The sequence below is a fragment of the Bacteroides hominis genome (assembly GCF_033042785.2).
GTDB lineage: Bacteria > Bacteroidota > Bacteroidia > Bacteroidales > Bacteroidaceae > Bacteroides > Bacteroides hominis.
In genome coordinates, this window is the sequence record NZ_CP178829.1 from 4,472,623 (window position 1) to 4,495,404 (window position 22,782).

The 22,782-nt window shown below is 39.1% G+C and carries 20 protein-coding genes; 5 read left to right on the forward strand and 15 right to left on the reverse strand.

The annotated features are described in order from the left end of the window. Positions 1 to 699 precede the first annotated feature (699 nt). From R3O62_RS18950 to R3O62_RS18980, 7 genes are all read right to left on the reverse strand, one after another. Positions 700 to 1,866, reverse strand: coding sequence for a DUF4221 family protein (locus R3O62_RS18950; RefSeq protein WP_032535768.1), 1,167 nt, complete (start codon positions 1,864 to 1,866; stop codon positions 700 to 702). A 218-nt stretch (positions 1,867 to 2,084) separates the two neighbouring features. Then, the gene (locus R3O62_RS18955) at positions 2,085 to 2,471 is read right to left on the reverse strand and encodes a hypothetical protein (RefSeq protein WP_317472794.1); all 387 of its coding nucleotides are present in this window, start codon (positions 2,469 to 2,471) and stop codon (positions 2,085 to 2,087) included. Further along, positions 2,468 to 3,478, reverse strand: a complete 1,011-nt coding sequence (locus tag R3O62_RS18960) for a BF3164 family lipoprotein (RefSeq protein WP_317472829.1) — start codon at positions 3,476 to 3,478, stop codon at positions 2,468 to 2,470. Before R3O62_RS18960 ends, R3O62_RS18955 begins: the two co-directional genes overlap by 4 nt. Positions 3,479 to 3,662: 184 nt before the next feature. Further along, positions 3,663 to 5,624, reverse strand: coding sequence for a transglutaminase domain-containing protein (locus R3O62_RS18965; RefSeq protein ID WP_269110042.1), 1,962 nt, complete (start codon positions 5,622 to 5,624; stop codon positions 3,663 to 3,665). Positions 5,625 to 5,765: 141 nt separating this feature from the next. Further along, positions 5,766 to 6,632, reverse strand: a complete 867-nt coding sequence (locus R3O62_RS18970) for a DUF1573 domain-containing protein (RefSeq protein WP_022012457.1) — start codon at positions 6,630 to 6,632, stop codon at positions 5,766 to 5,768. A 9-nt stretch (positions 6,633 to 6,641) separates the two neighbouring features. Further along, entirely contained in the window at positions 6,642 to 8,243 is a 1,602-nt protein-coding gene (locus R3O62_RS18975; RefSeq protein ID WP_317472795.1) for a tetratricopeptide repeat protein, read from the reverse strand. Between the two features lie 42 nt (positions 8,244 to 8,285). Continuing rightward, positions 8,286 to 9,014 (reverse strand): DUF4369 domain-containing protein, encoded by a 729-nt coding sequence (locus R3O62_RS18980; protein ID WP_005807430.1) that lies wholly within the window; start codon positions 9,012 to 9,014, stop codon positions 8,286 to 8,288. A 239-nt stretch (positions 9,015 to 9,253) separates the two neighbouring features. Here R3O62_RS18980 and R3O62_RS18985 point away from each other — a divergent pair, with 239 nt between their 5' ends. Genes R3O62_RS18985 through R3O62_RS18995 form a run of 3 tightly spaced genes read left to right on the forward strand, consistent with a single transcriptional unit; the run spans position 9,254 to position 14,864 of the window. Next, entirely contained in the window at positions 9,254 to 10,492 is a 1,239-nt protein-coding gene (locus R3O62_RS18985; protein WP_032530728.1) for an anaerobic sulfatase-maturation protein, read from the forward strand. A 41-nt stretch (positions 10,493 to 10,533) separates the two neighbouring features. Beyond that, entirely contained in the window at positions 10,534 to 12,699 is a 2,166-nt protein-coding gene (locus tag R3O62_RS18990) for a S46 family peptidase (protein WP_186992787.1), read from the forward strand. 2 nt (positions 12,700 to 12,701) lie between these two features. Continuing rightward, complete coding sequence (locus R3O62_RS18995) at positions 12,702 to 14,864, forward strand: S46 family peptidase (protein WP_317472830.1); 2,163 nt, start codon at positions 12,702 to 12,704, stop codon at positions 14,862 to 14,864. 106 nt (positions 14,865 to 14,970) lie between these two features. On the opposite strand, the gene R3O62_RS19000 is transcribed toward R3O62_RS18995, so the two are convergent. Genes R3O62_RS19000 through R3O62_RS19010 form a run of 3 tightly spaced genes read right to left on the reverse strand, consistent with a single transcriptional unit; the run spans position 14,971 to position 17,077 of the window. Next, complete coding sequence (locus R3O62_RS19000; RefSeq protein ID WP_005780291.1) at positions 14,971 to 15,153, reverse strand: type II toxin-antitoxin system HicB family antitoxin; 183 nt, start codon at positions 15,151 to 15,153, stop codon at positions 14,971 to 14,973. After that, entirely contained in the window at positions 15,150 to 16,274 is a 1,125-nt protein-coding gene (locus tag R3O62_RS19005) for a glycosyltransferase family protein (RefSeq protein WP_005780293.1), read from the reverse strand. The genes R3O62_RS19000 and R3O62_RS19005 overlap by 4 nt, the downstream gene beginning before the upstream one ends. Then, positions 16,271 to 17,077, reverse strand: coding sequence for a UDP-2,3-diacylglucosamine diphosphatase (locus R3O62_RS19010; protein WP_005780295.1), 807 nt, complete (start codon positions 17,075 to 17,077; stop codon positions 16,271 to 16,273). Before R3O62_RS19010 ends, R3O62_RS19005 begins: the two co-directional genes overlap by 4 nt. 174 nt (positions 17,078 to 17,251) lie before the next feature. On the opposite strand from R3O62_RS19010, the gene trxA reads away from it, so the two are divergent. Together trxA and R3O62_RS19020 are read left to right on the forward strand one after the other, a co-directional pair. After that, on the forward strand, positions 17,252 to 17,563 hold the full coding sequence (gene trxA, locus R3O62_RS19015; RefSeq protein WP_005807441.1) for a thioredoxin: 312 nt from the start codon (positions 17,252 to 17,254) through the stop codon (positions 17,561 to 17,563). Beyond that, positions 17,560 to 18,027, forward strand: a complete 468-nt coding sequence (locus R3O62_RS19020; RefSeq protein WP_005780298.1) for a thioredoxin family protein — start codon at positions 17,560 to 17,562, stop codon at positions 18,025 to 18,027. The genes trxA and R3O62_RS19020 overlap by 4 nt, the downstream gene beginning before the upstream one ends. A 66-nt stretch (positions 18,028 to 18,093) precedes the next feature. Here the strand turns inward: R3O62_RS19020 and R3O62_RS19025 are convergent, their stop codons facing one another. From R3O62_RS19025 to R3O62_RS19045, 5 genes are all read right to left on the reverse strand, one after another. Beyond that, the gene (locus R3O62_RS19025) at positions 18,094 to 18,729 is read right to left on the reverse strand and encodes a SagB/ThcOx family dehydrogenase (protein WP_005807443.1); all 636 of its coding nucleotides are present in this window, start codon (positions 18,727 to 18,729) and stop codon (positions 18,094 to 18,096) included. 133 nt (positions 18,730 to 18,862) lie between these two features. Beyond that, positions 18,863 to 19,420, reverse strand: coding sequence for an NADH peroxidase (locus R3O62_RS19030; protein WP_005780311.1), 558 nt, complete (start codon positions 19,418 to 19,420; stop codon positions 18,863 to 18,865). A gap of 21 nt (positions 19,421 to 19,441) precedes the next feature. Beyond that, a complete protein-coding gene (locus tag R3O62_RS19035) occupies positions 19,442 to 19,861 on the reverse strand; it encodes a Fur family transcriptional regulator (protein ID WP_005780312.1) in 420 nt (139 codons plus the stop codon). Positions 19,862 to 20,030: 169 nt separating this feature from the next. Next, positions 20,031 to 20,378, reverse strand: coding sequence for a DUF805 domain-containing protein (locus R3O62_RS19040; RefSeq protein ID WP_005780313.1), 348 nt, complete (start codon positions 20,376 to 20,378; stop codon positions 20,031 to 20,033). A 183-nt stretch (positions 20,379 to 20,561) separates the two neighbouring features. Further along, entirely contained in the window at positions 20,562 to 22,673 is a 2,112-nt protein-coding gene (locus R3O62_RS19045) for a M3 family metallopeptidase (protein WP_032540764.1), read from the reverse strand. Positions 22,674 to 22,782: the final 109 nt, after the last annotated feature.

Below are 22,782 nucleotides of genomic sequence, written 5' to 3' on the forward strand. Positions count from 1 at the left end.
AAAATGATTGAAACAAAAGATTAAGAAGGTTTCCGTATTGTGCAATCCTGTGGTGAAAAGACACTTTCCTACAAAAAACGCATTTCGATCTTCCATCTTCCACCTTTTTAAGTTTAATTTATTAATAATCAGTACAATAGCATGGTGAAAGATCGTGTTTTTAAGCCATTTATCTTCCACCTCCATCTTCCATCTTCCACCTCCGTTTTTAAGGGATAAATAAGCTATAAATATCTGATATGCACATACATATAGTTGGTTTTTTATCTATTTATGTCTATTATTGTATTTTGTTTTTCTTGCTATCTTTAGTGAAAATGGTCTTTTCTTTATCCCGTCCCGCATACCTGTGCCCATGAGCCCAGGTATGCAGGCCCATAAGCCCGGGTACACAGGCCCACAAGCCCGGGTACACAGACTCAGATAACGGTGCAGAATAAAGACGTAACATCCTTATTATAAGCGCATTAATAAAGTAACATTTTCGATATCATTTTAGAATAATCTTCGTTGTGGATATGGATAGTTTGTTCAAAACTGTTCCCTGGATCCCCAAAATCCCACTCTACTTTTTTAGGATTGCTAACCTGCAATACTATCATTTATATTCCTTTTCAAAAAAGCCTCTGACTCCGAAATACATCCACCACAGCCCACATTAGATATAATCACAATATTTCCATACTATATCCAGTTTCCTCATAATTTTAATAGTTCAAATGTTTTAAAACGCATTATATCATCATCCTCTGACTCCACTTGAATGTGAAATCCATCCGGACCGACAAAACATTGATTTAATAAATAAAGTTCTTGGGGTAACATTGTTTCTCCCACAATTTGAAAGTTCTTATCTAAAATAGTCACTGACATTGGTTTGCGCAGCACCCCCTCTTTAGGATCAATACTACTGTCTGGATGTCCTGCCAAACGATAGTAAACCTCTCTATATGAGTCATAGTGAATGCATCCATAATTCAAACTATGGACATAGTGATCTCTATCGGCTTCTGGAGAAAAATGTTCGAAATCAAGACTTTTCTCAACTGGTTCAATAACGATATCTTCTTTAGTTCCGGCATAAAACTCATGATATTGCAGTGAGTCTACATGATGTACTCTTATATTATGATCGGCAGCAAAACTAATAACCAGTTCATTATTAGGAGACAAGGTATAATAAGGGAAACGATATGTAAAACTTCCTCCCCAATTTCCAGAATGATACATAGATGGATAACTATCAGAATACCTAATAGTGTTCTTCTGCAAATTATAGAAAGCCATCACAGGACGATTTGAATCATTCTCACCCTCAAATTCATAAAAAAGAGTTCCGGACAACAATAATTCATCACCTATTTTTAAAATAGGAGAATTTGTACGCGGAAACAATTCAGAAGGTGCAAAAATGGAATCTCCTTTCAAACGTCTGACAATGTCTATTCGTTTCTTATCTTTCACATGACTACTATCATTCGTCAGGTACAGATAACGTGTCATCCTATCATACAAATAAATCGAATCTTTATTCAAAAACAAGTATGAAGTAATACTGCCAACTCCATTCGAGCCCTCCTGCTCAAACTTAATCTTACCCATATTTTTCACAGTCCCGTAATCATACAGTACAATCGAGTTATCATAGTTATTTATAAACGAAAAAACCAGTTTTCCATCCATATAGATCAATTGTAAATAATCTGATAATTGAACCGTTTCACTGTCCAACGGAAAACATTTATCTTCCTTCGCTACTAATGTATAATCATCAGTTCTATGAATTACAGTTTTCTTATCCTGCTGACAAGAACCTACAACTATCCCCAATAAAACTACAAATACAAAACTCCTAATCATTATCATAATACCAATAAAATGCTATATTTATACTATACTAAATTATCAATTCCGCTCAGATTTCCTTTAACGATGCTACAATCCCTTTGACCTGTGGAAGTAACTCCAGAAACATAGAACAGGATGAGAAACTAATATAATACACGCATTTATTCCCTTGCAAATACCATTCGACTTTCTGTAGCGCTGATAATTCATTAGTTTCCGGATGGCGATCGGCTTTATTAAGAAGAGACAATCATCTTTTTTCTACCATTAATCGATCTATATATAACCTTTACCCGAGTAGCATCTGCTAATGCCGAAACACTGTCCCTCTCAAATATTTCCTGATAACATTTACAGTTTTGTACTTCTATAATAGTCAAAACAGAACCACAACGATCTTTACGCTTAGAATATACCCTCATAAACTTTGTCGTTTCATACCCTTCTCTTGTACGCCTCAAAGGTTCATCACAGGAACGCACAGCAGAAGGGCGATTCCATCCTTTAGGCACTTCAATCACATACGTCTCACCACGCAAAAGATCTCCGTGGGGTTGAGAAACTTGCGCAACAACCTGAGCACAAAATAAAAAACTTAAAAGAAGCAAAGCTGTCAATTTCATAACTGGGGTAAATTGAATACATAAATATGATCTTCGTCCTCCACAAAAACGCCATAAATCTTATGTGCAACTTCATCAACAGCAAAAGTGTTAATAAAACAGTCGAGTTTATATTGTATGAGTGGTTTCCCTTCCCAATCAAAGACTTGAATATTAGGGGTTGTTTTCCTATCCTCTACATCTTCTGTTGTCATATCCAGATTTAGCGTATAAATGTAATTATCCGTCGTGTACACACATATAGGATGTATAAGCCTCATATTATCATCTACCTCCGGACATTCCTGTCCTGGGAAAAGATCTAAAATTACATCTCTTTTTAGTTTTCCATCCTGGCCATAAATTCTGAAACGGCGTATATGTTGGTAGAACGAAACGAAACAACTCTTATCAGGCTTGGCGACGGTCATCTTTATATACGCTTGATTCCTGCCCAAAACAGATCCGAAACGTTCCTCTGTTTCGGGATATTCTCCCCATGATTCATGATTTCCGTCAGGATAAAGAAACCTAAATTCTTTTTCATTCTCAAAGCCGCCATTACAACAGTAGCTGCTATCGGAAATACTTATCAAGTCATTAAAACAATTAAATCCATAATTTAAAGTCGAAGTCTGTACGGTAGTTTTATCTTTCTCAACACTAATATGTTTCAGGTTAATTCCGTCTAACATGACAAATCCATTCTTTTGATATTTCACAGGGGTAATAGAAGGGAGAACGAAATCATTCGGTCCCTGCCCCTGTGTTCCAAAACTATATTGAAAAGTCAAATCCGGCAAATGGAAGCATTGAAACATAGTATCCATTTTTTCATTGAATACTATCAGATTACTATCACATAAAACTAAACTCCGTGGATACAATAACACCGAAGGAACCTGTACTCTACCGGATTTCAAATTTATGGTATGCTCAAATTGAGCATAATGCATAATCCTATCAGATTCTATACAACTTGATACAGCTATCAATAAAATCCCCCATAAAATTCCACGAACTCTCAATCTTTTTTTCATGATAATCAAACTTTTATGTCAGCTTTACGCCACAAAGTTTGAGAAAAAAAAGGGCTTTAAGGGACAATTACAGGTCAAAAAGCAGTAAATTCAGGTCATTTGAGCATTTGTATCATACCCGACAAAGAAAATCAACATAGTTTTCTTTTTATGGTCTGATATTTTCATCTTTCTACCACTTCACAAAGAAAACCTGCCGACCTGCCTCGTTCCGAAATACAGTTTCCTCTTTTCCTCTTGATAAATTTCGGAGCCAAAGCACTGCATTTTGGGGAATATTATCATAATGCAATGTTAATTCTGTAGCCACTTGCTTACCCAACGAGATCCAACCATTAAATCCATCCTGATAATACAACTCATACTGATCTCCTAACCGAATAAAGTTATCATCGTTACGAGGCATATAGACAATCTTTCCGATCTTTTCCGCTTTCCCTAAATCAAGTGTCACAAAAGCTCCTTTTTCTTTGGTGAGAAAAAAAGTTAGCCCATCGCCATCATTCACTTTTAAACTATCGAACCGGTCATCCGCAATAAAAGTATTACTGCCACCAACAACTTTCGCACAAAGCTTCTCTTGATCATCTGAATTTCGGAACAACTGTAGTTCAGCCAGTTGAAGTGGCTTATCGGGAGGTGATGTGTAACGAATATACCGATACTTCTTTTCCGATGGCGGATAAGCTGCCTGATAGCTTACTTTAGGAGTATCTACTATCTGATACAGCAGGCAAGCATCCGAGAAGTCCAAATGATTAGCCCCTTCTATCTTACTTCCCACCACAGCACTGAGATAATCTTTCAGATATTGCCGTAACAAGAATTTACGATTCAGATCCATACTTTCTTTTTTGGAAAAATCAGGCTTATGATACTTCACCTCTCCCTTTTCATCCACAAGAAAAGGGTATCCGGCCGCTACCCACTTAAGGCCATTAAAATAAAGTGGTTGAAACAAAATGCCCGGTTCCACATTTGTAAATGTAGCTTTGTTTCCTTTCTGCAATGTAATATCTATTGGCATACACCCTTCCAACGTAAACACGCCTAAACAAATGTATTTCTTGTTAACCTGAGAATCAATTTCGATTTCAACCTGGTTTGCCGGAAAATAATCATCAGTCACATCTTTCAGATACGGATCTTTCAGTGGGAACGGAACCGACTGATCACGCCGGATACCCGATATCTTTTCCTGCTGCGCTCCAAAGCATTGCCTGTACACCTTCCCTTTTTCACGTTTATCATTTCCTCCCCGTTCCACTTTAGTCTGAATAAACCAGAAAGGTACATATCCCCCTGTTGTATCCCTCAATACATTCCAGACATGTCCGGCCCCTTTCCCGGGACCATAATGATAAATGTCTGTAGCGGCGGGAATACCCAGAGCACGTAAGACATAAACCGTAAAATCACAAGAAGCCTCACAACTTCCAACCCTATTGGCCAGCAAAAATCCTGCACCCAGATGCGGTAGTTCCAGCTCGACACTATACCTGAAATCTTTTTCCTGACGCAAATAAGCTCCCAAACAATCAGTAGCTTCCACAACATCTGTCCCTTGGTAGAGTGAATCCAATATAGATTCATAACGCTCTTTATACCAACTACGCCACTCCTCTAAAGGTTCATCCCCGACCCGATACGGTAAAATCAACTCGCAAAAATCATCAAACGGCAAATATTTATTCCAAGGTCGTTTTTCCCAAACCTCAAATGCTTGATCAATGTGATGAATCAGGAACTCAGCTCTAATTACCTTAGCATCATATACCCTTTTTAAAGTCCGATAAGAGAAATGCTCCCACTTTTTACGAGCTTCCTTATTTACCCAACCATCCGTATGTACTGTAGCCGCATGAATTGCTTTTAAAGTATCCAACTGCCACCCTTCATAACTAAAATAACGAGGCATATTTTCAATCAGGAATCGTGCGGCATCCTGTTTCAGCCCGCTATCCTTATAGTGTTCCAAAACTTTCTCAAGTTCTCCCCTATTCTCTCCGGCAAACTCCAGAGCATACTTCAGCCGCTTGTTCTCCGTACAAGAACAGCAGACAACAGCACCCAATAATCCGCAAAGCAAATAGATCTTTATCATAATTTTCTTCTTTCCTGATACCCCAATCATACTATGTTTCATAAAAAGCCGGCTTACAATGAATTGCAGCAAGTTTACCAACTACTCCTAGAAATAAACCATTGAACAAAATCGCCCCCCTTGGTTATTTGTCCACCACAACCCAATCGTCAGCCGGCAATATTTTTACCTTTATTTAGCGTCTCCTTTTATCTTCAGTTGCAAAGGCGAAGATTCCGAATTACAATAAACCGTGATTGTTTTATTAAAATGCTCCGGATGCTCAGCTTTATAAGTTACCGCTATATCTATCGATTTTCCTGATTGAACCGGTTCTTTTGAATACTCTACGGTAGTACATCCGCACGAAGTGTTGATATCATCAATCACTAATAGATTCTTACCGGTATTCTGTATAGTAAAAATACATTTTTGTTCTTTCTTAGAATCGAAAATTCCCAAATCCACTAATGTGTCTTCAAGCTCGACATCGGTCTGAGTGCGATTTTCTTTTAAATCAGCTTTACCACCGGAAATAATCTTTAAATACAAATCTTTTATTTGAGGATTTTGCACAGGATTACCCATTGCCACAACCTTATTATCTTGATTAAGTAAAAAGGTCTGGAATCTTACATCTGAAGGAAAATGATTTAATTGGTTGAAATGATCAAGAGTATCAATGCAAACCGGATAAGTAAATTTATCCATCCGCATAGTATGATATATATCTCTACCATTCTTAGGAAAAAAGAAAAACAAAAACTGCACATGCTCAGGCTGCACAGAATCCATATAGTGAATTAACTCTTTCCATTTAGATAAATGTAACTTACAACTGGTACAACCGGCAGAATCAACATAGGCGACAATCTTATATTCGGTGTCTTTTATACGAAAATCAACATTCTCTTTACCTTGAATACTAAAATACATTTTCTTTGGAAAAACAATTTCCTTATTCATCCATTCTTTCAAAATAGACTCCGCTTGTTTCTTGTTCTCATCTTTACAAGAAAACAAAAAGGAAAAAGCTAACAATACATACAAATATTTCATAAATATCTACTAATTTATATCCAAATCGAGAAAATAAAAGGACCGCTCATGATTCGAATTAATACCACAAAAAAGATTTCGGCCGGAATCGATAAAAAAGAAAAATATCTTTTCATCCAAACGATAACGCGCTATTGGCCTGCCTTCCCAATCTACTATAACCAAACTGGATTTCTCACCTTCCGGACATAGCAAATAAAGATCATTATCGTCACTATCTGGTATGTTCCCTTTCTTTTCAACTAAATGAATAGATAATGTCTTATTCTGGTCCTCAAGCACAGACACTTTTCCTTGCAATTCTCCTATCTGATTTCGATAATCTTTTAATGTTTCTTTTTGTAAATTTCTATAATTGAGTATTTGCTCTTGATACATCTCTATCTCAGTAGCATTCTGACGAATCCTTTGGCTGATATCTCTGATTAACTTCTGGTTAATTCGATATTTATAATAAATATATATAATGACTAATATAGCAATAAAGCCTACAAATGAACCTGTCAAAAGAATATTCTTTTTCTCAATACTGGCTTGCAAACTTTCTTTTTGCCATTTTTCACTATCATATTTACTCCGCAAATCAGCTATGGTATTTCGAATATCAATATCTTGAGTTATTGATTGTAAAGAGTCAGCTATATCTTTATAACCAATAGCTACTCCAAAGTTATTTAATTCTTTCTCTAAATCATATAAACATTCACAAGCATCTCTCTTTACAATAATATTTGGACTTTTAAGACATAAAGCTAAATACATTTTAGCCTCTTTTAGCCGATTCATATAAAGATATAAGTTTCCCAAAGCTAAATAACCTGAATACAGGTTGTCTTTATTAATTTCCCTTTCTATAAAAGATAAAAAACAATTCTCAGCGCCCAAATAATCATTTGCAGACCGATGTATTACTCCGACTTCTAACAATATCGAGGATGCAGACGGATATTTTTTAATATCAGCTATATGCAAAGCTTTATCAAAATAGTGATATGCACTATCCAATTGTTCTTTATATAGAAATACCCTACCGATATTCCTATAAGCAAAACTAATCCCTAAAGAATCTGGTATTTGAGAATAAAATTGTAAAGAAGCTCTGAAGTCATTTAATGCAGCATCAAAAAGCTTTTGTTTTCTATTTAAGTTTCCTATTCCCTCAGACATCAATCCTAACAATTTATATTCATGGCTATTTCCTAATACATCTTTCGCCTTCAAATAAAATTTCATAGCGTCTTCCACTTTATCAAGACTTTCCATCACTCTTCCATAATAATAGAAAGCTTTTCCTTTGGATACAATATCTTCAGTATAAGATCCATAATAACCAACCGCAAATTTAATGAGGGAATCCGAAGTAAATTTCATGTAATTCTTGTCCATAGCCTGAGTCATTAGCAGGCTATAATCTGCTTGAGCTTTGCCATGAAGGCTTTCAGGAGTTGGGATGTGCTTTAAAATAGTCATAGCACTATCCGGATCAGATTCCATTATTCTCTCAGCTTGAGACAATGATAATACAACTGTATCCGGTGTCGAATGACATGATACAACCAAAAGACCAAATAAAACAACAAAAAGATAACTAAATCGTAAGTGCGTGTTCATTTTCATTAAGTTTTTCGCAAAAATACGGAAAAAACTTAAAGTTTAACGATTTAAAGTTGCATTTTGTTCCATGCGCTGATGCTCTTCAATCAGCTCCATGTTTGATTTCGCTTTTGTAATAAAATCTTTTACTAATTTATTATTTTTAAAAGAATAAGGAGCATCTTTCATGATGTCCTCAATTTGGGGAGTCATAACCGGATAAGGCAAAGTACTGCAAAGCATCATAAATACACTTGGACCTAAAACCGTTTCGTAATTATCGGAAATAAATTTTTTGATAAAACCATTCATATCCTGCATCAACGAATCACCTTCGTGAGTCAGTTGTTCATGAATATCTGCCAAGTCAGCACCATCCATCACCATGCGTGCCTCTTTACGTTGCAACTCTTCTATCTGGATATCTAATGAGTTCTTTTTATCAATAAAAGCATAAAGTGCATTGTTCAAGGAGGTGCCTTTCGCAACCAATTCAGTATTTGTAATTGAAACTTGAATATTACCTTTTTCAATTACCAAAGGCATGATACTCTCGTCGCCAATATAAAGTGTAGCCATCACTACCGAATCCACTTTGCCTTTCATCGAAAACAATCCATGTATCACTTCTGCAGAATCAATATTAAGCCACTCACCGTTCTGAAGCACTTTAATAAAAAGCATCTTACCATCCAGGCTGGTTACAGAAGAGGCGCCTTCAATCTTATACTTACGGCTACAAGAAGTGAAAACAAAAAGCAAAAGTAAAAAAGGCAATACTTTATTCATAGGATACACAACTTTTTCGGTGACAAAGGTACAACGGATTCGTAAGCAAATGAAACATTTTATCAATATTTAAAACTTGTAAGACTCTTTTCTTTAATAATCCTTATAAACATCTATATAAGGACGGATTTTTCATTTACTTTATCTAAATTTGCACTTTCGGAGTTGACAAATAGTCAATGAGTTATTGAATTAGTCAGCCCGTTAACCCGTAAAATTGTAATCGTATAATATAGAAAATGTCTACTACCTACGCACCCTTTGCCAAGCCGCTATACGTAATGCTCAAGCCCGTAGGGGCTGTATGCAACCTTGCATGTGATTATTGTTATTATCTGGAAAAGTCCAGACTTTATCAAGAAAATCCCAAACATGTGATGAGTGATGAATTACTCGAAAAGTTCATCGAACAATACATCAATTCGCAAACTATGCCGCAGGTACTCTTCACCTGGCACGGAGGAGAGACATTGATGCGTCCACTCTCTTTCTATAAGAAAGCGATGGAACTGCAAAAGAAATATGCTCGCGGAAGAAGCATAGACAACTGTATACAGACCAACGGTACCATGCTAACCGACGAGTGGTGCGATTTTTTTCGTGAGAACAATTGGTTGGTAGGAGTTTCGATAGATGGGCCTCAGGAATTTCACGACGAATACCGAAAGAACAAACTTGGAAAGCCATCGTTTGTGAAAGTCATGAATGGTATCAATCTTTTAAAAAAGCATGGAGTAGAATGGAATGCCATGGCGGTAGTGAACGATTTTAATGCAGACTATCCGCTCGACTTTTATCATTTTTTCAAGGAGTTAGATTGCCATTATATTCAGTTTGCCCCAATAGTGGAACGAATTTTTCCCCATAAAGACGGACGCCATCTGGCATCCCTGACACAACGGGAAGATGGAAAAATAGCTGAATTCTCCGTTACTCCTGAACAATGGGGAAACTTTCTCTGTACACTTTTCGACGAGTGGGTGAAAGAAGATGTAGGTAACTATTATATCCAACTTTTCGACTCAACGCTTGCCAACTGGGTAGGAGAACAACCGGGTGTCTGTTCTATGGCAAAAACTTGCGGACATGCCGGTGTAATGGAGTTCAATGGCGATGTATATTCATGTGACCATTTTGTGTTTCCGGAATTCAAATTGGGAAACATTTACAATCAGACTCTGGTAGAAATGATGTACAGCGAACGCCAGACGTCTTTCGGACAAATGAAACAGAATTCACTGCCCACCCAATGCAAGGAATGCGAATTTCTGTTTGCCTGCAATGGCGAATGCCCTAAGAATCGCTTCAGCCGCACAGCAAACGGCGAACCGGGGCTCAACTACCTGTGCAAAGGATATCATCAGTTCTTCAAACATGTGGCTCCTTACATGGACTTTATGAAAAATGAACTAATAAACCAACGTCCGCCCGCTAATGTGATGGACGCTATCAAAGGAAACAAATTGATCATAGATTAAAATAGAAAAGCAACAAATCATACTAATTTTTTAATAAACTAATGAACAGACTCAAACTTTACTTACTGGCGCTGACTGCGTTGGTCGTTTGTTCCGCAAAGGCGGACGAGGGTATGTGGTTACTGCAACTGATGCAGGAACAACACTCTATCGATATGATGAAAAAACAGGGACTGAAACTTGAAGCCCAAGACCTGTATAATCCGAACGGAGTTTCACTGAAAGATGCTGTAGGTATCTTCGGTGGGGGATGTACCGGAGAAATCATTTCACCGGAAGGATTGATATTAACTAACCATCACTGCGGATACGCTTCTATCCAACAACATAGTTCTGTTGAACACGATTATCTGACAGATGGCTTTTGGGCAACCTCAAGAGACAAAGAGCTGCCTACACCGGGGTTAAAGTTTACATTTATCGAACGTATAGAAGACATCACTAATATCGTAAATGCCAAAATCGCTGCAAAAGAAATCACCGAGACAGAATCATTCAGCAGTGCTTTTCTCAATAAACTGGCCAAGGAATTGTTCGAAAAGAGTGACCTGAAAGGAAAAAAAGGAATCGTTCCGCAAGCATTGCCTTTCTATGCCGGAAACAAATTCTACATGTTTTATAAGAAAGTATATCCGGATGTACGCATGGTTGCCGCCCCGCCTTCATCAATCGGCAAGTTCGGCGGAGAAACCGACAACTGGATGTGGCCACGCCATACCGGTGACTTCTCAATGTTCAGAATCTACGCCGATGCCAACGGAGAACCGGCAGAATACAATGCTTCCAATGTACCCTTGAAAACTAAAAAGCACCTGAACATTTCTATCAAAGGGCTTAAAGAGGGAGATTATGCAATGATTATGGGATTCCCGGGAAGTACCAGCCGTTACCTCACTGTATCGGAAGTAAAAGAGCGTATGGAAGCAAGCAATGCTCCCCGTATCCGCATCCGCGGCACCCGTCAGGACGTACTGAAAGAAGCCATGAATGCCAGCGACAAAGTACGTATTCAATATGCCAACAAATATGCAGGTTCCAGCAATTATTGGAAAAATTCTATCGGTATGAACAAAGCCATTATCGATAATAATGTTTTAGGCACGAAAGCAGACCAGGAAGCAAAATTTGCGCAATTCGCCAAAGAAAAAAATAACACTGACTATATGCAGGTTGTATCTAAGATCAATGAAGCCGTATCAAAAACCTCTCCGATCAAATATCAGCAGACCTGCCTGACCGAAACATTCTTCGGCGGTATTGAATTTGGCAGTCCTTATCTGGTGATGGATAAACTGAAAGAAGCGTTAGAGCAGAAAAACGACTCTAATATTCAGGCTAACATCAAGGTATTAAAAGAGGTGTTTGACAACATCCATAATAAAGATTACGACCACGAAGTAGATCGTAAAGTAGCCAAAGCTTTGCTACCACTTTATGCAGAGATGGTTCCTGCCGGACAGCGTCCCGCTATCTACGAGGTGATTGAAAAAGAATATAAAGGAGACTACAATGCATACGTGGATGCAATGTATGATACTTCAATTTTAGCAAATCAGTCTAATTTTGATAAGTTTATCAAAAAGCCAACTGTAAAGGCAATCGAAAAAGATATAGCCACACAATACTCACGTGCTAAATTTGATAAATATACCGACCTGGCTGCACAGATGGGCAAACTGCCGGAAGAACTGGCTTTATTACATAAAACATATATCCGTGGATTGGGTGAAATGAAATTGCCTACACCATCTTATCCCGATGCAAATTTCACAATCCGACTGACTTACGGAAATGTGAAGCCATATAGCCCCAAAGACGGTGTATATTATAAATATTACACAACAACCGATGGAATCCTTGAAAAAGAGAACCCGGAAGACCGTGAGTTCGTGGTCCCGGCCAAACTGAAAGAGCTGATTGAGAAAAAGGACTTCGGACGCTACGCATTACCGAATGGTGAAATGCCTGTTTGCTTCCTGTCTACTAACGATATTACCGGCGGTAACTCCGGAAGTCCGGTATTGAATGAAAATGGAGAACTGATTGGCTGTGCGTTTGATGGTAACTGGGAGTCACTGAGTGGCGACATCAATTTCGATAACAACCTGCAACGCTGTATCAATCTGGATATTCGCTATGTACTATTTATCCTTGAAAAACTGGGAGGATGCGGACATTTGATTAACGAAATGACGATTGTTGAATAATGATGAAAAAGCAATTATTATCTACTACGTTCGCACTGATGGCACTGACCATCAGTGCCGACGAAGGAATGTGGATGCTTACTGACCTGAAAGCGCAGAATGAAGCTGCCATGATGGACCTTGGATTACAAATCCCCATTGAAGAGGTTTACAATCCGGACGGAATAGCTTTAAAAGATGCTGTTGTGCATTTTGGAGGCGGATGTACCGGTGAAATTATCTCAGCGGAAGGATTGGTACTGACCAACCACCATTGCGGATATGGGGCGATCCAGCAACACAGCAGTGTAGATCATGACTATCTGACAGACGGATTCTGGGCAATGAGCCGAAACGAAGAGTTACCATGCAAAGGACTGACAGTAACCTTTATCGACCGTATTCTCGACGTAACGGACTATGTAAATGAACAGCTCAAAAAAGATGATGATCCTAACGGAGTCAATTATTTGTCTCCCAAATATCTGGCAACGGTTGCCGACCGTTTCGCAAAGGCGGAAAAAATCCAAATCACACCGGCAACACGCCTGGAACTGAAACCGTTTTATGGCGGTAACAAGTACTATCTGTTTGTAAAGACCGTCTACAGTGACATCCGCATGGTAGGTGCTCCTCCCTCCTCTATTGGCAAATTCGGAGCTGACACAGATAACTGGATGTGGCCGCGTCACACAGGAGACTTCTCTTTATTCCGCATTTACGCAGACCCAAGTGGCCAGCCGGCAGAATATTCTAAAGACAACGTGCCCCTACAAGTAAAAAAACACCTGACAATTAGTTTGGCAGGAGTAAAAGAGGGTGACTTCACCTTCGTTATGGGATTTCCCGGACGCAACTGGCGCTACATGATTGCCGACGAAGTAAAAGAACGGATGCAAACCACTAACTTCATGCGCCATCATGTACGCGAAGCAAGACAAGCTGTACTGATGGAACAAATGCTGAAAGATCCTGCGGTGCGCATACATTACGCAAGCAAATATGCCTCTTCAGCTAATTACTGGAAAAATGCCATTGGCATGAACGAAGGGCTTGTTCGCCTGAAAGTGTTGGATACCAAAGAAAAGCAACAAGAACAGTTATTGGCAATGGGACGTGAGAAGAAAAATGATTCTTACCAGAAGGCCTTCGACGAAATACGTTCGATTGTAGCTCACCGCCATGATGCGATGTATCATCAACAGGCTATTAACGAAGCATTGGTAACTGCACTTGATTTTATGAAAATCCCTTCAACCGACGGATTGAAAAAAGCGCTTGAAAGTAAAAATGCTTCAAAAATTAAAGAAGAAACCGATAAACTGAAAATTGCAGCAGATAAATATTTTGCATCTGTCCCTTTCCCGGAAGTAGAACAAATCGTAGGCAAAAAAATGCTCGAAACCTATGCCGGATATATTCCGGAAGATCAACAGATCGGTATTTTCAAAGTAATAAACAGCCGTTTCAAAGGAGACAAGAATGCCTTTATCGATGCTTGCTTCAAGTATTCAATCTTCGGGTCGAAAGAAAACTTCGACAAGTTTATCGCTCGTCCTACCCTGAACAAGCTCGATAAGGACTGGATGATTCTCTTCAAATACTCCATCACAGACGGATTGCTGCAAACAGCTCTTGCAATGAAAGATGCCAATAAAAACTATGATGCCGCCCACAAAGTATGGGTGAAAGGTATGATGGACATGCGCCAGGCCGCCGGCACACCTATCTATCCGGATGCAAACTCGACTCTCAGATTGACTTATGGTCAGATATTGCCGTACGAACCTGCTGACGGAACAGTATACAACTACTATACGACTCTGAAAGGTGTGATGCAGAAAGAAGATCCTGGCAATTGGGAGTTTGTAGTACCCACCAAACTGAAACAACTATATCAGGCGAAAGACTTCGGACGCTACGCTATGAAAAACGGAGAAATGCCAGTATGTTTCATTGTCAATACAGACAACACAGGAGGAAACTCCGGAAGTCCGGTATTCAATGGAAAAGGTCAACTGATTGGTACCGGATTCGACCGTAATTATGAAGGTTTGACAGGAGATATTGCTTTCCGTCCTTCTTCACAACGTGCAGCAGTGGTTGACATCCGCTATACTCTATTTATTATTGATAAATATGCAGGCGCTTCACATATCATCAAAGAACTCGATATTGTGGAATAATATAAAAAGAGAGTGCACTTCGCTTAAAGTGTACTCTCTTTCTTTAAAATATCAATGGAAGTATTTCTCAATAAAATTCTTCACTCCCACTGATTACCTGATAGCTTCAGACAAAATCTTCTACCAAATACATCTCTTCAACCATATCTTCCATGGTTTGTTCCAGATTTATTACCGCTTCTTCAGGTGAATCACCATACGCATTACACTGCATACTTACAGTAAGCCAGGCATAATAACCTCCATCGGATGTACGTTCAAGCACATAATCAGTTTTATTCAATTTCATATCGGAAAATAATTAGTTAATGTAGGTACAGTAATGACCGACTGCTGGTCGATAAGTCGTTCGAGTTCTCCTATAATCTGCCGCTCACTACTACGGGCCCAACGAATAAACTCTTTGTTGGGAACATACGTCCCGGCAAAACGTAGCAACGACTCCAAATCAAAAGATTCGCCAATAATTCCGGCACCGGACCGGTAAGCATCATAGGCATTGCAATCCTGTTCGATATGGGCAGGTACCATCAGTACAGGTTTTCCCAAATACATTGCCTCACAAATAGATTCAAAACCGGCCGTACTGGCATATGCTCTGCAACCGGCCATTCGGTTGAGGAATTTCACATCATCAATCTGATGGAAACTTAGGGTAGCATCTACCTTGATTACCTCGTCAACATCCTGTTTATCCCAGAAAAAATGCATAGGTACTTCAGGATGTAAGACATGAAAGGCTTCTACACTATCTGCAAAACCGGAATTAACCATATATCCGTGAATATAATTGCCTTGTTCCGGTTGGATGGCAGTCACTTCCCTACGAAGCAGAGGAGGAACGACGGTTATACCTTCTGCCCGGTCCGGATTCATCTTATGGAAAGAAAGCGCTAACCGCCTATTGGCACGCAGACTCGTCAAACGTGTAAAAAAGCGAAGTATGGAAAGTTGGATCATAGATTTCCGTGGAAACTCAAAGTTTTTATGCAAGAACAGATATTGATGCCCGACGCAGACATAAGGAACAGAGGGACGGAAGAGTGCGTAGGTAAGTCCGGTCAGAAGTTCGTAGAAGTTGATCACGACTTCCGCCCCTGTTTCCTTAATACGCTGATCGATATAACACATGCTGCGAAAGTATTCCGGTGTACGTATCAGGTTATAAACAAAACTCTTTTTCAGATTAGCCCGCTTATTCTCAGTGGTAGGCAAAAAATTCGGACTGGTGAAGCGCTTTACGGGTGCCTGAATACTTCGGTTAAAGAAACCGGGTAAAGTACGTGATGAACTTTTCCCGACAAGTACTTCCACTACTTCGTGTCCATTACGCAACAACATATCTTCCAGAGTAATGGCTTGGGTAAAATGTCCCCTCCCCTCTCCTTGAACGATAAACAAAAATTTCATGATGCTTTAGTTATTGGTGTAGTTTTTTTCTCTTTGTTATTATTTTCTTTCAATAGTTCACTATCAAAATAACGGATAGTCCAGTTTCCTTCTTCATCTTCTGTCAAAGCCGAAAGTGTTTCTACCCAGTCACCCGAATTAAGATAATGAATACCATCACAATAAGTATTGGCAGGGTGATGAATATGCCCGCATATCACCCCATCACACCTTTTAACTTTTGCCAGTCCTACAAGCTCTTTTTCAAAATCAGAAATATAAGAAACAGCGGTCTTCACTTTATTCTTGATAGATTGAGAAAGAGAATAATAAGGCTTACCCTGCTTCATTCTGCGGGCGTTATAAACTTTATTCAACCACAACAGAAAAGTATATCCAGTGTCTCCCAGTTTCGCCAACCACTTCATTTGGGTGGTCACTGTATCGAAAATATCTCCATGGGTCACATAATAACGTTTGCCATGACTCTCATAGATGCAGTCTTTCACAATTTGGACATTATAAAAGTTCAAAGGTGCCAGATTATCCAGAAAGTCATCATGATTGCCACGAACGTAAATCACCTGTGTTCCGAAATTCTCCATCATTTTCATAATCACTTTAAAGAAGTCCGTATGTTTAGCTTTCCATTTTCCCAAACCGCTTTTCTGTAAATGCCATCCATCGATGATATCACCATTCAGGATCAGGCGGTCACAATTAATCGATTTCAAAAAGTGAGTAACCTCTTCTGTTTTAGAATGCTGTGTTCCCAGATGAATATCCGAAAGAACTACTGTGGGATAATACGTGCGTAAATGCATAACTTTTTGTTTTTTCGTTACGCAAAGATCCTGTTTTCAGATTACAGGAGGATGAATGCAAGGTTACTATATGATGAACAAAATCGGGGTTTCTCTGTTATTATAATAAAACAAATAGCTATATTTGCCCTGTCTAAACGAGGGCTTATATTTATCAAAAGAAAGGAAAAAATTATGGAAAAATTCGAAGATTTAATACAGTCACAAAGTCCCGTTTTAGTAGATTTTTTTGCAGAATGGTGTGGACCTTGCAAAGCAATGAAACCGATTCTTGAAGATTTGAAACAACAGATAGGAGAAAAAGCCCGCATTGTAAAAATAGATGTGGATACCCATGAGGACTTGGCGGTAAAATACAGAATCCAGGCAGTGCCTACTTTCATCCTTTTCAAAACGGGAGAAGCAGTCTGGAGACATTCCGGTATGATCCAAGGTAGCGAACTGAAAGGAGTTATTGAACAATACACAATAAAAGACAAAGAATGAAGAAAGTATTATCATTAGTAGCTTTGGCCATGATCAGCACCATTATGTTTGCTGTAAACGATGGAGCCAAGACAAATCAAAACAAAAAGGAAGCAAAAAGCGGTGAAGTCATTGTGATGAATAAAGAGATGTTTATCAACGATGTGTTTGATTACCAAAACTCAAAAGAGTGGAAATACAAAGGTGATAAACCAGCTATCATCGACTTATATGCCGATTGGTGTGGTCCTTGCCGCATGACAGCCCCTATCATGAAATCGCTCGCTAAAGAGTATGACGGGAAGATCGTGATATATAAAGTGAATGTAGATAAAGAAAAAGAATTGGCTGCCCTGTTCAATGCAACAAGCATTCCTCTTTTTGTATTTATTCCCATGGAAGGCGAACCTCAATTGTTCCGTGGAGCAGCAGATAAAGCCACTTATAAAAAAGCAATAGACGAATTTTTGCTGAAACAGAAATAAAGTTTTAATAAAAAACATGATAAAAGGGTATGGTGCCGTCTTTGGCAAACCATACCCTTTTATCAATTACTTAAAGTATCCAACCGGATGATTCATCATCGGAATCTGACCATCTTTCAATTTCAAGGCACTTCTGAGCTGGGTTGTATCCATTGTTGCGCGTGGAACCGTAGCCAGTCGCGCTGCGGAACAAAATAATGAAATATTCTGAGAAACAATCCCTACATCCATAGCTCCTGTCATTTGAGTGCGATTATTTTTCACATCTCCCAATTTTGATAAATCACTGACCAGTACCAATGATAGCGGAGCACTATTGACAAAAGCCTGTCCCCCTGCAACTGCCGAACGATAATCGCCCTCAGAAATCAAGTTAAGCTTATGTCCTTTAGCATCATACAAATAAGTACCTTGCGGAAGGACTACGTAGATATCAACATCTTGACGATTCATGGCCGACGGAGCAGTGCGCTTGCCCTCTGCCGGACGACTAATTCCATTGGCGGCCCACAACAGGTCGGATAAATCGGTGTTGCTCAGAGCTTGGGAAGCATATTCACGGACAGAATGGCGCTCGGATAACGCTTTCATTAACTGTCCGCTACGATTTATATTGGGCTTGGGCAGCTGAATCACCTGATCGGCAGCATAAATTGTCATTGACAAAAGAAGAAAACACACTAAAGACTGTAGTTTTTTCATAATCCTTTTTCTTTTAAGTGAAATACAAATATAAAAAAATCATCAGTTAACGGCCCCATTTCAAAAGAAAGTTTAACAAAAAAGGCCTGTATCCGTATAGATACAAGCCTTTTTCTATAATCATCTATATGATTTATTTCTTACCGAAATAACGGTTATAAAGTCCTTCAAAACCTTTACCGTGACGAGCTTCGTCTTTACACATTTCGTGCACTGTATCATGGATAGCATCCAAATTCAAAGCTTTAGCACGTGTAGCAATGCGCTTTTTATCTTCGCAAGCACCGGCTTCAGCATTCATTCTCTTTTCAAGGTTTGTCTTAGTATCCCATACGCAATCTCCCAGCAGTTCGGCAAACTTAGAAGCATGCTCAGCTTCTTCCCAAGCGTAACGTTTGAAAGCCTCAGCTACTTCAGGATAGCCTTCACGGTCAGCCTGACGGCTCATAGCCAGATACATACCAACTTCAGTACATTCGCCCATGAAGTGATTGTTCAAGTCTTTGATCATTTCTTCGTCACAACCCTTAGCCACACCGATTACGTGCTCGTCAACAAAAGTGAGTGCACCACCTTCTTCTTCAACAACTTCTACGAATTTGCTTGCAGGAGCTTTACACAAAGGACATTTCTCAGGAGCTGCGTCACCTTCATAAACATAACCGCAGACAGTACATCTAAACTTTTTCATTTCGTCTTAATTTTAAATTAATTAGTCAATACGTATATCATTTAAACAATTCTTACAAATACCTTTATAATAGTAATGCATTTCACTTACTTCATGTCCATTCATTTGAAGTCCTTCTACTTGTTTCATTTCAACCTGGCACTTCAAATCATAAATACGTCCACAACGTTTACACAAAAAATGAGCGTGTTGTGAAGTATCTCCGTCAAAATTGGTATTCCGTTCGTCGATAGTAAGCATTTGTGCCGCTCCCTGTTCCGAAAACAGTCTAAGAGTATTATAAACCGTTGTCTTCGAAAGTGTTGGCATAGAGGGAGATAATGCAGTGTATATTTCATCAGCCGACGGATGTGTCCTATGTTCCATCAAATAGTTCATGATAGCAATACGCTGCATGGACGGTTTAATGTTATGCTCTAATAATCGGTTGTATGATTCCATCTTCTTCCTCTTTTACAAAATTGTATTCATTACAATTTTAAATCTGATGCAAAGATAAAGAGTTCTTTTATTTTCGCAAACAAAATACGGATATTTTTTTGATAAAATAGAAAAACGGCATACAAAATGACTTTTGCATGCCGTTTCTTATGACAATAATATGTACGTATTAAACTCCTTTGGGATTTTCACCATATTGGTTGCTGCCCGGCTGTCCATCCTGGATAGTCAGGAAGAGATACCAAAGGCTACCGATTACCGGCACAAAAGTGATAAACAACCACCATCCACTTTTACCGATATCGTGCATACGACGCACGCTAACAGCAATCATAGGCAGGAGCATAGCCAGATAATAAAGCCCTACAAATACACAAACTGTACCTAAAATGCCATCAATAATACCTGCAACAATAGCGAAAATAGCCATAAACAAGACAAACATCCAGTATTCACGTCTTCTGGCTCTTCCGTCAAAGTCTTTCCACTTCTTCAAAACATCAATGTACTCTTTCATTTTTCTAATTCTTTTAATAGTTAATAATTGTTGGTATTTTGTGTTTATTTCAATAAACCGCTGCAAATATAATAACTATTATTTGTATTTTTTATATTTTCTGCGTTTATTTTTAGCAAAAAATAAAAGGGGAAGATTGTTTCTTCCCCTATAGTACAATGTAAAAGCCCTGTATAAGCCAATCTACAATCCTCTGTTCCGTAACAAAGGTTCTATACCCGGTTCCTTTCCGCGAAAGTTCTTATACATATTCATAGCATCGTCAATTCCTCCCGGAGTGAGAATATAGCGACGGAATCTGGATGCTACTTCCTGATTAAAAAGATCTCCAGTCTCCCTATAGGCTTCAAAAGCATCACTATCAAGCACTTCAGCCCAAATATAGCTATAATAACCAGCCGTATATCCACTATTCATAATATGGTTAAAATAAGTAGTACGATAACGGGGAGGTATCTGATTCGGCAACCCTCGTTCTTTAAGTACAGTTGTTTCAAATTTAACGATATCCATATCTCCGGGAATTTCTTTGAGCACATGATAATCCATATCAAGCAAAGAAGCAGCAAGATATTCGGTCGTAGCAAATCCTTGTCCATACTTGCCACTCTTATCAAGTTTTTCAATCAAAGCAGAAGGAATCACCTCACCGGTCTGGTAATGTTTTGCATATACCTTCAGTACTTCCGGCTCAAATACCCAATGTTCCATAACTTGGGACGGTAGCTCTACAAAATCGCGCGGCACTCCGGATACTCCATAAAAACGTACATCTTTAAACAAATTGTGCAATGCATGCCCAAACTCGTGGAATAAAGTGCTGGCTTCATCTGCACTGAGCAAAGCAGGCTGACCCGAAGAGGGTTTGGTGAAGTTGCACACAATTGTTACTACCGGTGCCAAACGTTTGCCGTCACGATAGGTTTGAGAGCGGTAAGTCCCGCACCATGCACCTGCTCGCTTGCTTGAACGGGGAAAGAAATCCATATAAAGCACCCCCAGATGACTACCGTCCTTATCTTTGCACTCGAAAGCCTGTGCTTCTTCATGCGGTTTTGGTATGTCATTTATTTCGGAAAAAGTGATACCATAAAGTTTATTAGCCACATAGAAGGCGCCGTCACGAACATTATTCAATTCAAGATAGGGACGTATTTCATTTTCGTCCAGACTGAACTTTGCTTTCTTTGCTTTCTCAAAATAGTAGCGCCAGTCCCATCCTTCAGGGGTGAAGTTAGCTCCTTCTTTTTTAATTTCAGCCTGAATGTCAACTAACTCTTCCTTAGCTTTCGCAACTGCAGGAGTCCAGATCTGATTCAGTAAACGATACACATTCTCCTCGTTCTTCGCCATACGGTCTTCCAAAACATAAGAAGCATAATCGGCATATCCCATCAGTTTAGCTTTCTCCAGACGTAAAGTAACCAATTTCTTCACAATTTCATTATTGTCTGTCTCGTTACCATTATTGCCACGATTGATGTATCCCTTAAATATCTTTTCACGCAACTCACGATTATCTGCATATTGCAAAAAAGGCATCACACTCGGATTGTGTAAAGTAAAAAGCCACTCTCCTTCCAGCCCCTCTGACTTAGCTGCTTCGGCTGCAGATGCCACGAGACTTTCCGGCAATCCGGCAAGGTCCTCTTCCTTATCTATAACCAACCGGAAGGCATTGGTTTCTTTCAGCAGATTCTGCCCAAAAGTCAACTGCAACATTGAAATCTCGCTATTCAACTGGCGCAACTTTGCCTGGTCAACAGAATCGAGATTAGCACCTCCACGAACAAATTTCTTGTAAGTCTCTTCCAGTAATTTATTCTGTTCTTTATCTAAACCCAATTGCTCGCGTCGTTCATAAACCTCTTTCACACGAGCAAACAGAGCAGGGTTCAGACTAATATCATCACGGTGTGCCGAAAGCAATGGGGTAAGCTCTTTGTTTAGGGTCTGCATTTCATCGTTCGTATTACAACTGTTCAACCCATAAAATACTGTATTCACCTTATTTAATAACTCTCCACTCTGATCGAATGCAGCAATAGTATTATCAAAATCCGGAACCGAACGTTGATTTACAATAGCATCGATTTCTTTTTTCTGCTCTTCCATCCCTTTCAGGAAAGCCTCTTTGTAATGCTCTACTTTGATCCGGTCGAACGGTGGAACACCAAAAGGAGTTGAATACTCAGCCAGAAAAGGGTTTCCGGCATCGGTGGCTGCTTTCTGTGCACTTGTGCCGCAAGCAGTCATCACGGCAGCCATTCCGGCAGCCATAAGCATCTTCTTCATGTTTTTGTGCGATTTAATATTATAATGTATCAATTCAAATTTGACAAAAATACAAAGATTCGATTTAAATGCCTACTTTTGCCGGTAGAAATGATAAACCCTGATAGAA

Coding starts and splice junctions, on each gene's coding strand:
- R3O62_RS18950 (WP_032535768.1), bottom strand. CDS start 1,866: ATGATAATGATTAGGAGTTTTGTATTTGTAGTTTTATTGGGGATAGTT.
- R3O62_RS18955 (WP_317472794.1), bottom strand. CDS start 2,471: ATGAAATTGACAGCTTTGCTTCTTTTAAGTTTTTTATTTTGTGCTCAG.
- R3O62_RS18965 (WP_269110042.1), bottom strand. CDS start 5,624: ATGATTGGGGTATCAGGAAAGAAGAAAATTATGATAAAGATCTATTTG.
- R3O62_RS18970 (WP_022012457.1), bottom strand. CDS start 6,632: ATGAAATATTTGTATGTATTGTTAGCTTTTTCCTTTTTGTTTTCTTGT.
- R3O62_RS18975 (WP_317472795.1), bottom strand. CDS start 8,243: ATGAACACGCACTTACGATTTAGTTATCTTTTTGTTGTTTTATTTGGT.
- R3O62_RS18980 (WP_005807430.1), bottom strand. CDS start 9,014: ATGAATAAAGTATTGCCTTTTTTACTTTTGCTTTTTGTTTTCACTTCT.
- R3O62_RS18985 (WP_032530728.1), top strand. CDS start 9,254: ATGTCTACTACCTACGCACCCTTTGCCAAGCCGCTATACGTAATGCTC.
- R3O62_RS18990 (WP_186992787.1), top strand. CDS start 10,534: ATGAACAGACTCAAACTTTACTTACTGGCGCTGACTGCGTTGGTCGTT.
- R3O62_RS18995 (WP_317472830.1), top strand. CDS start 12,702: ATGAAAAAGCAATTATTATCTACTACGTTCGCACTGATGGCACTGACC.
- R3O62_RS19000 (WP_005780291.1), bottom strand. CDS start 15,153: ATGAAATTGAATAAAACTGATTATGTGCTTGAACGTACATCCGATGGA.
- R3O62_RS19005 (WP_005780293.1), bottom strand. CDS start 16,274: ATGAAATTTTTGTTTATCGTTCAAGGAGAGGGGAGGGGACATTTTACC.
- R3O62_RS19010 (WP_005780295.1), bottom strand. CDS start 17,077: ATGCATTTACGCACGTATTATCCCACAGTAGTTCTTTCGGATATTCAT.
- trxA (WP_005807441.1), top strand. CDS start 17,252: ATGGAAAAATTCGAAGATTTAATACAGTCACAAAGTCCCGTTTTAGTA.
- R3O62_RS19020 (WP_005780298.1), top strand. CDS start 17,560: ATGAAGAAAGTATTATCATTAGTAGCTTTGGCCATGATCAGCACCATT.
- R3O62_RS19025 (WP_005807443.1), bottom strand. CDS start 18,729: ATGAAAAAACTACAGTCTTTAGTGTGTTTTCTTCTTTTGTCAATGACA.
- R3O62_RS19030 (WP_005780311.1), bottom strand. CDS start 19,420: ATGAAAAAGTTTAGATGTACTGTCTGCGGTTATGTTTATGAAGGTGAC.
- R3O62_RS19035 (WP_005780312.1), bottom strand. CDS start 19,861: ATGGAATCATACAACCGATTATTAGAGCATAACATTAAACCGTCCATG.
- R3O62_RS19040 (WP_005780313.1), bottom strand. CDS start 20,378: ATGAAAGAGTACATTGATGTTTTGAAGAAGTGGAAAGACTTTGACGGA.
- R3O62_RS19045 (WP_032540764.1), bottom strand. CDS start 22,673: ATGAAGAAGATGCTTATGGCTGCCGGAATGGCTGCCGTGATGACTGCT.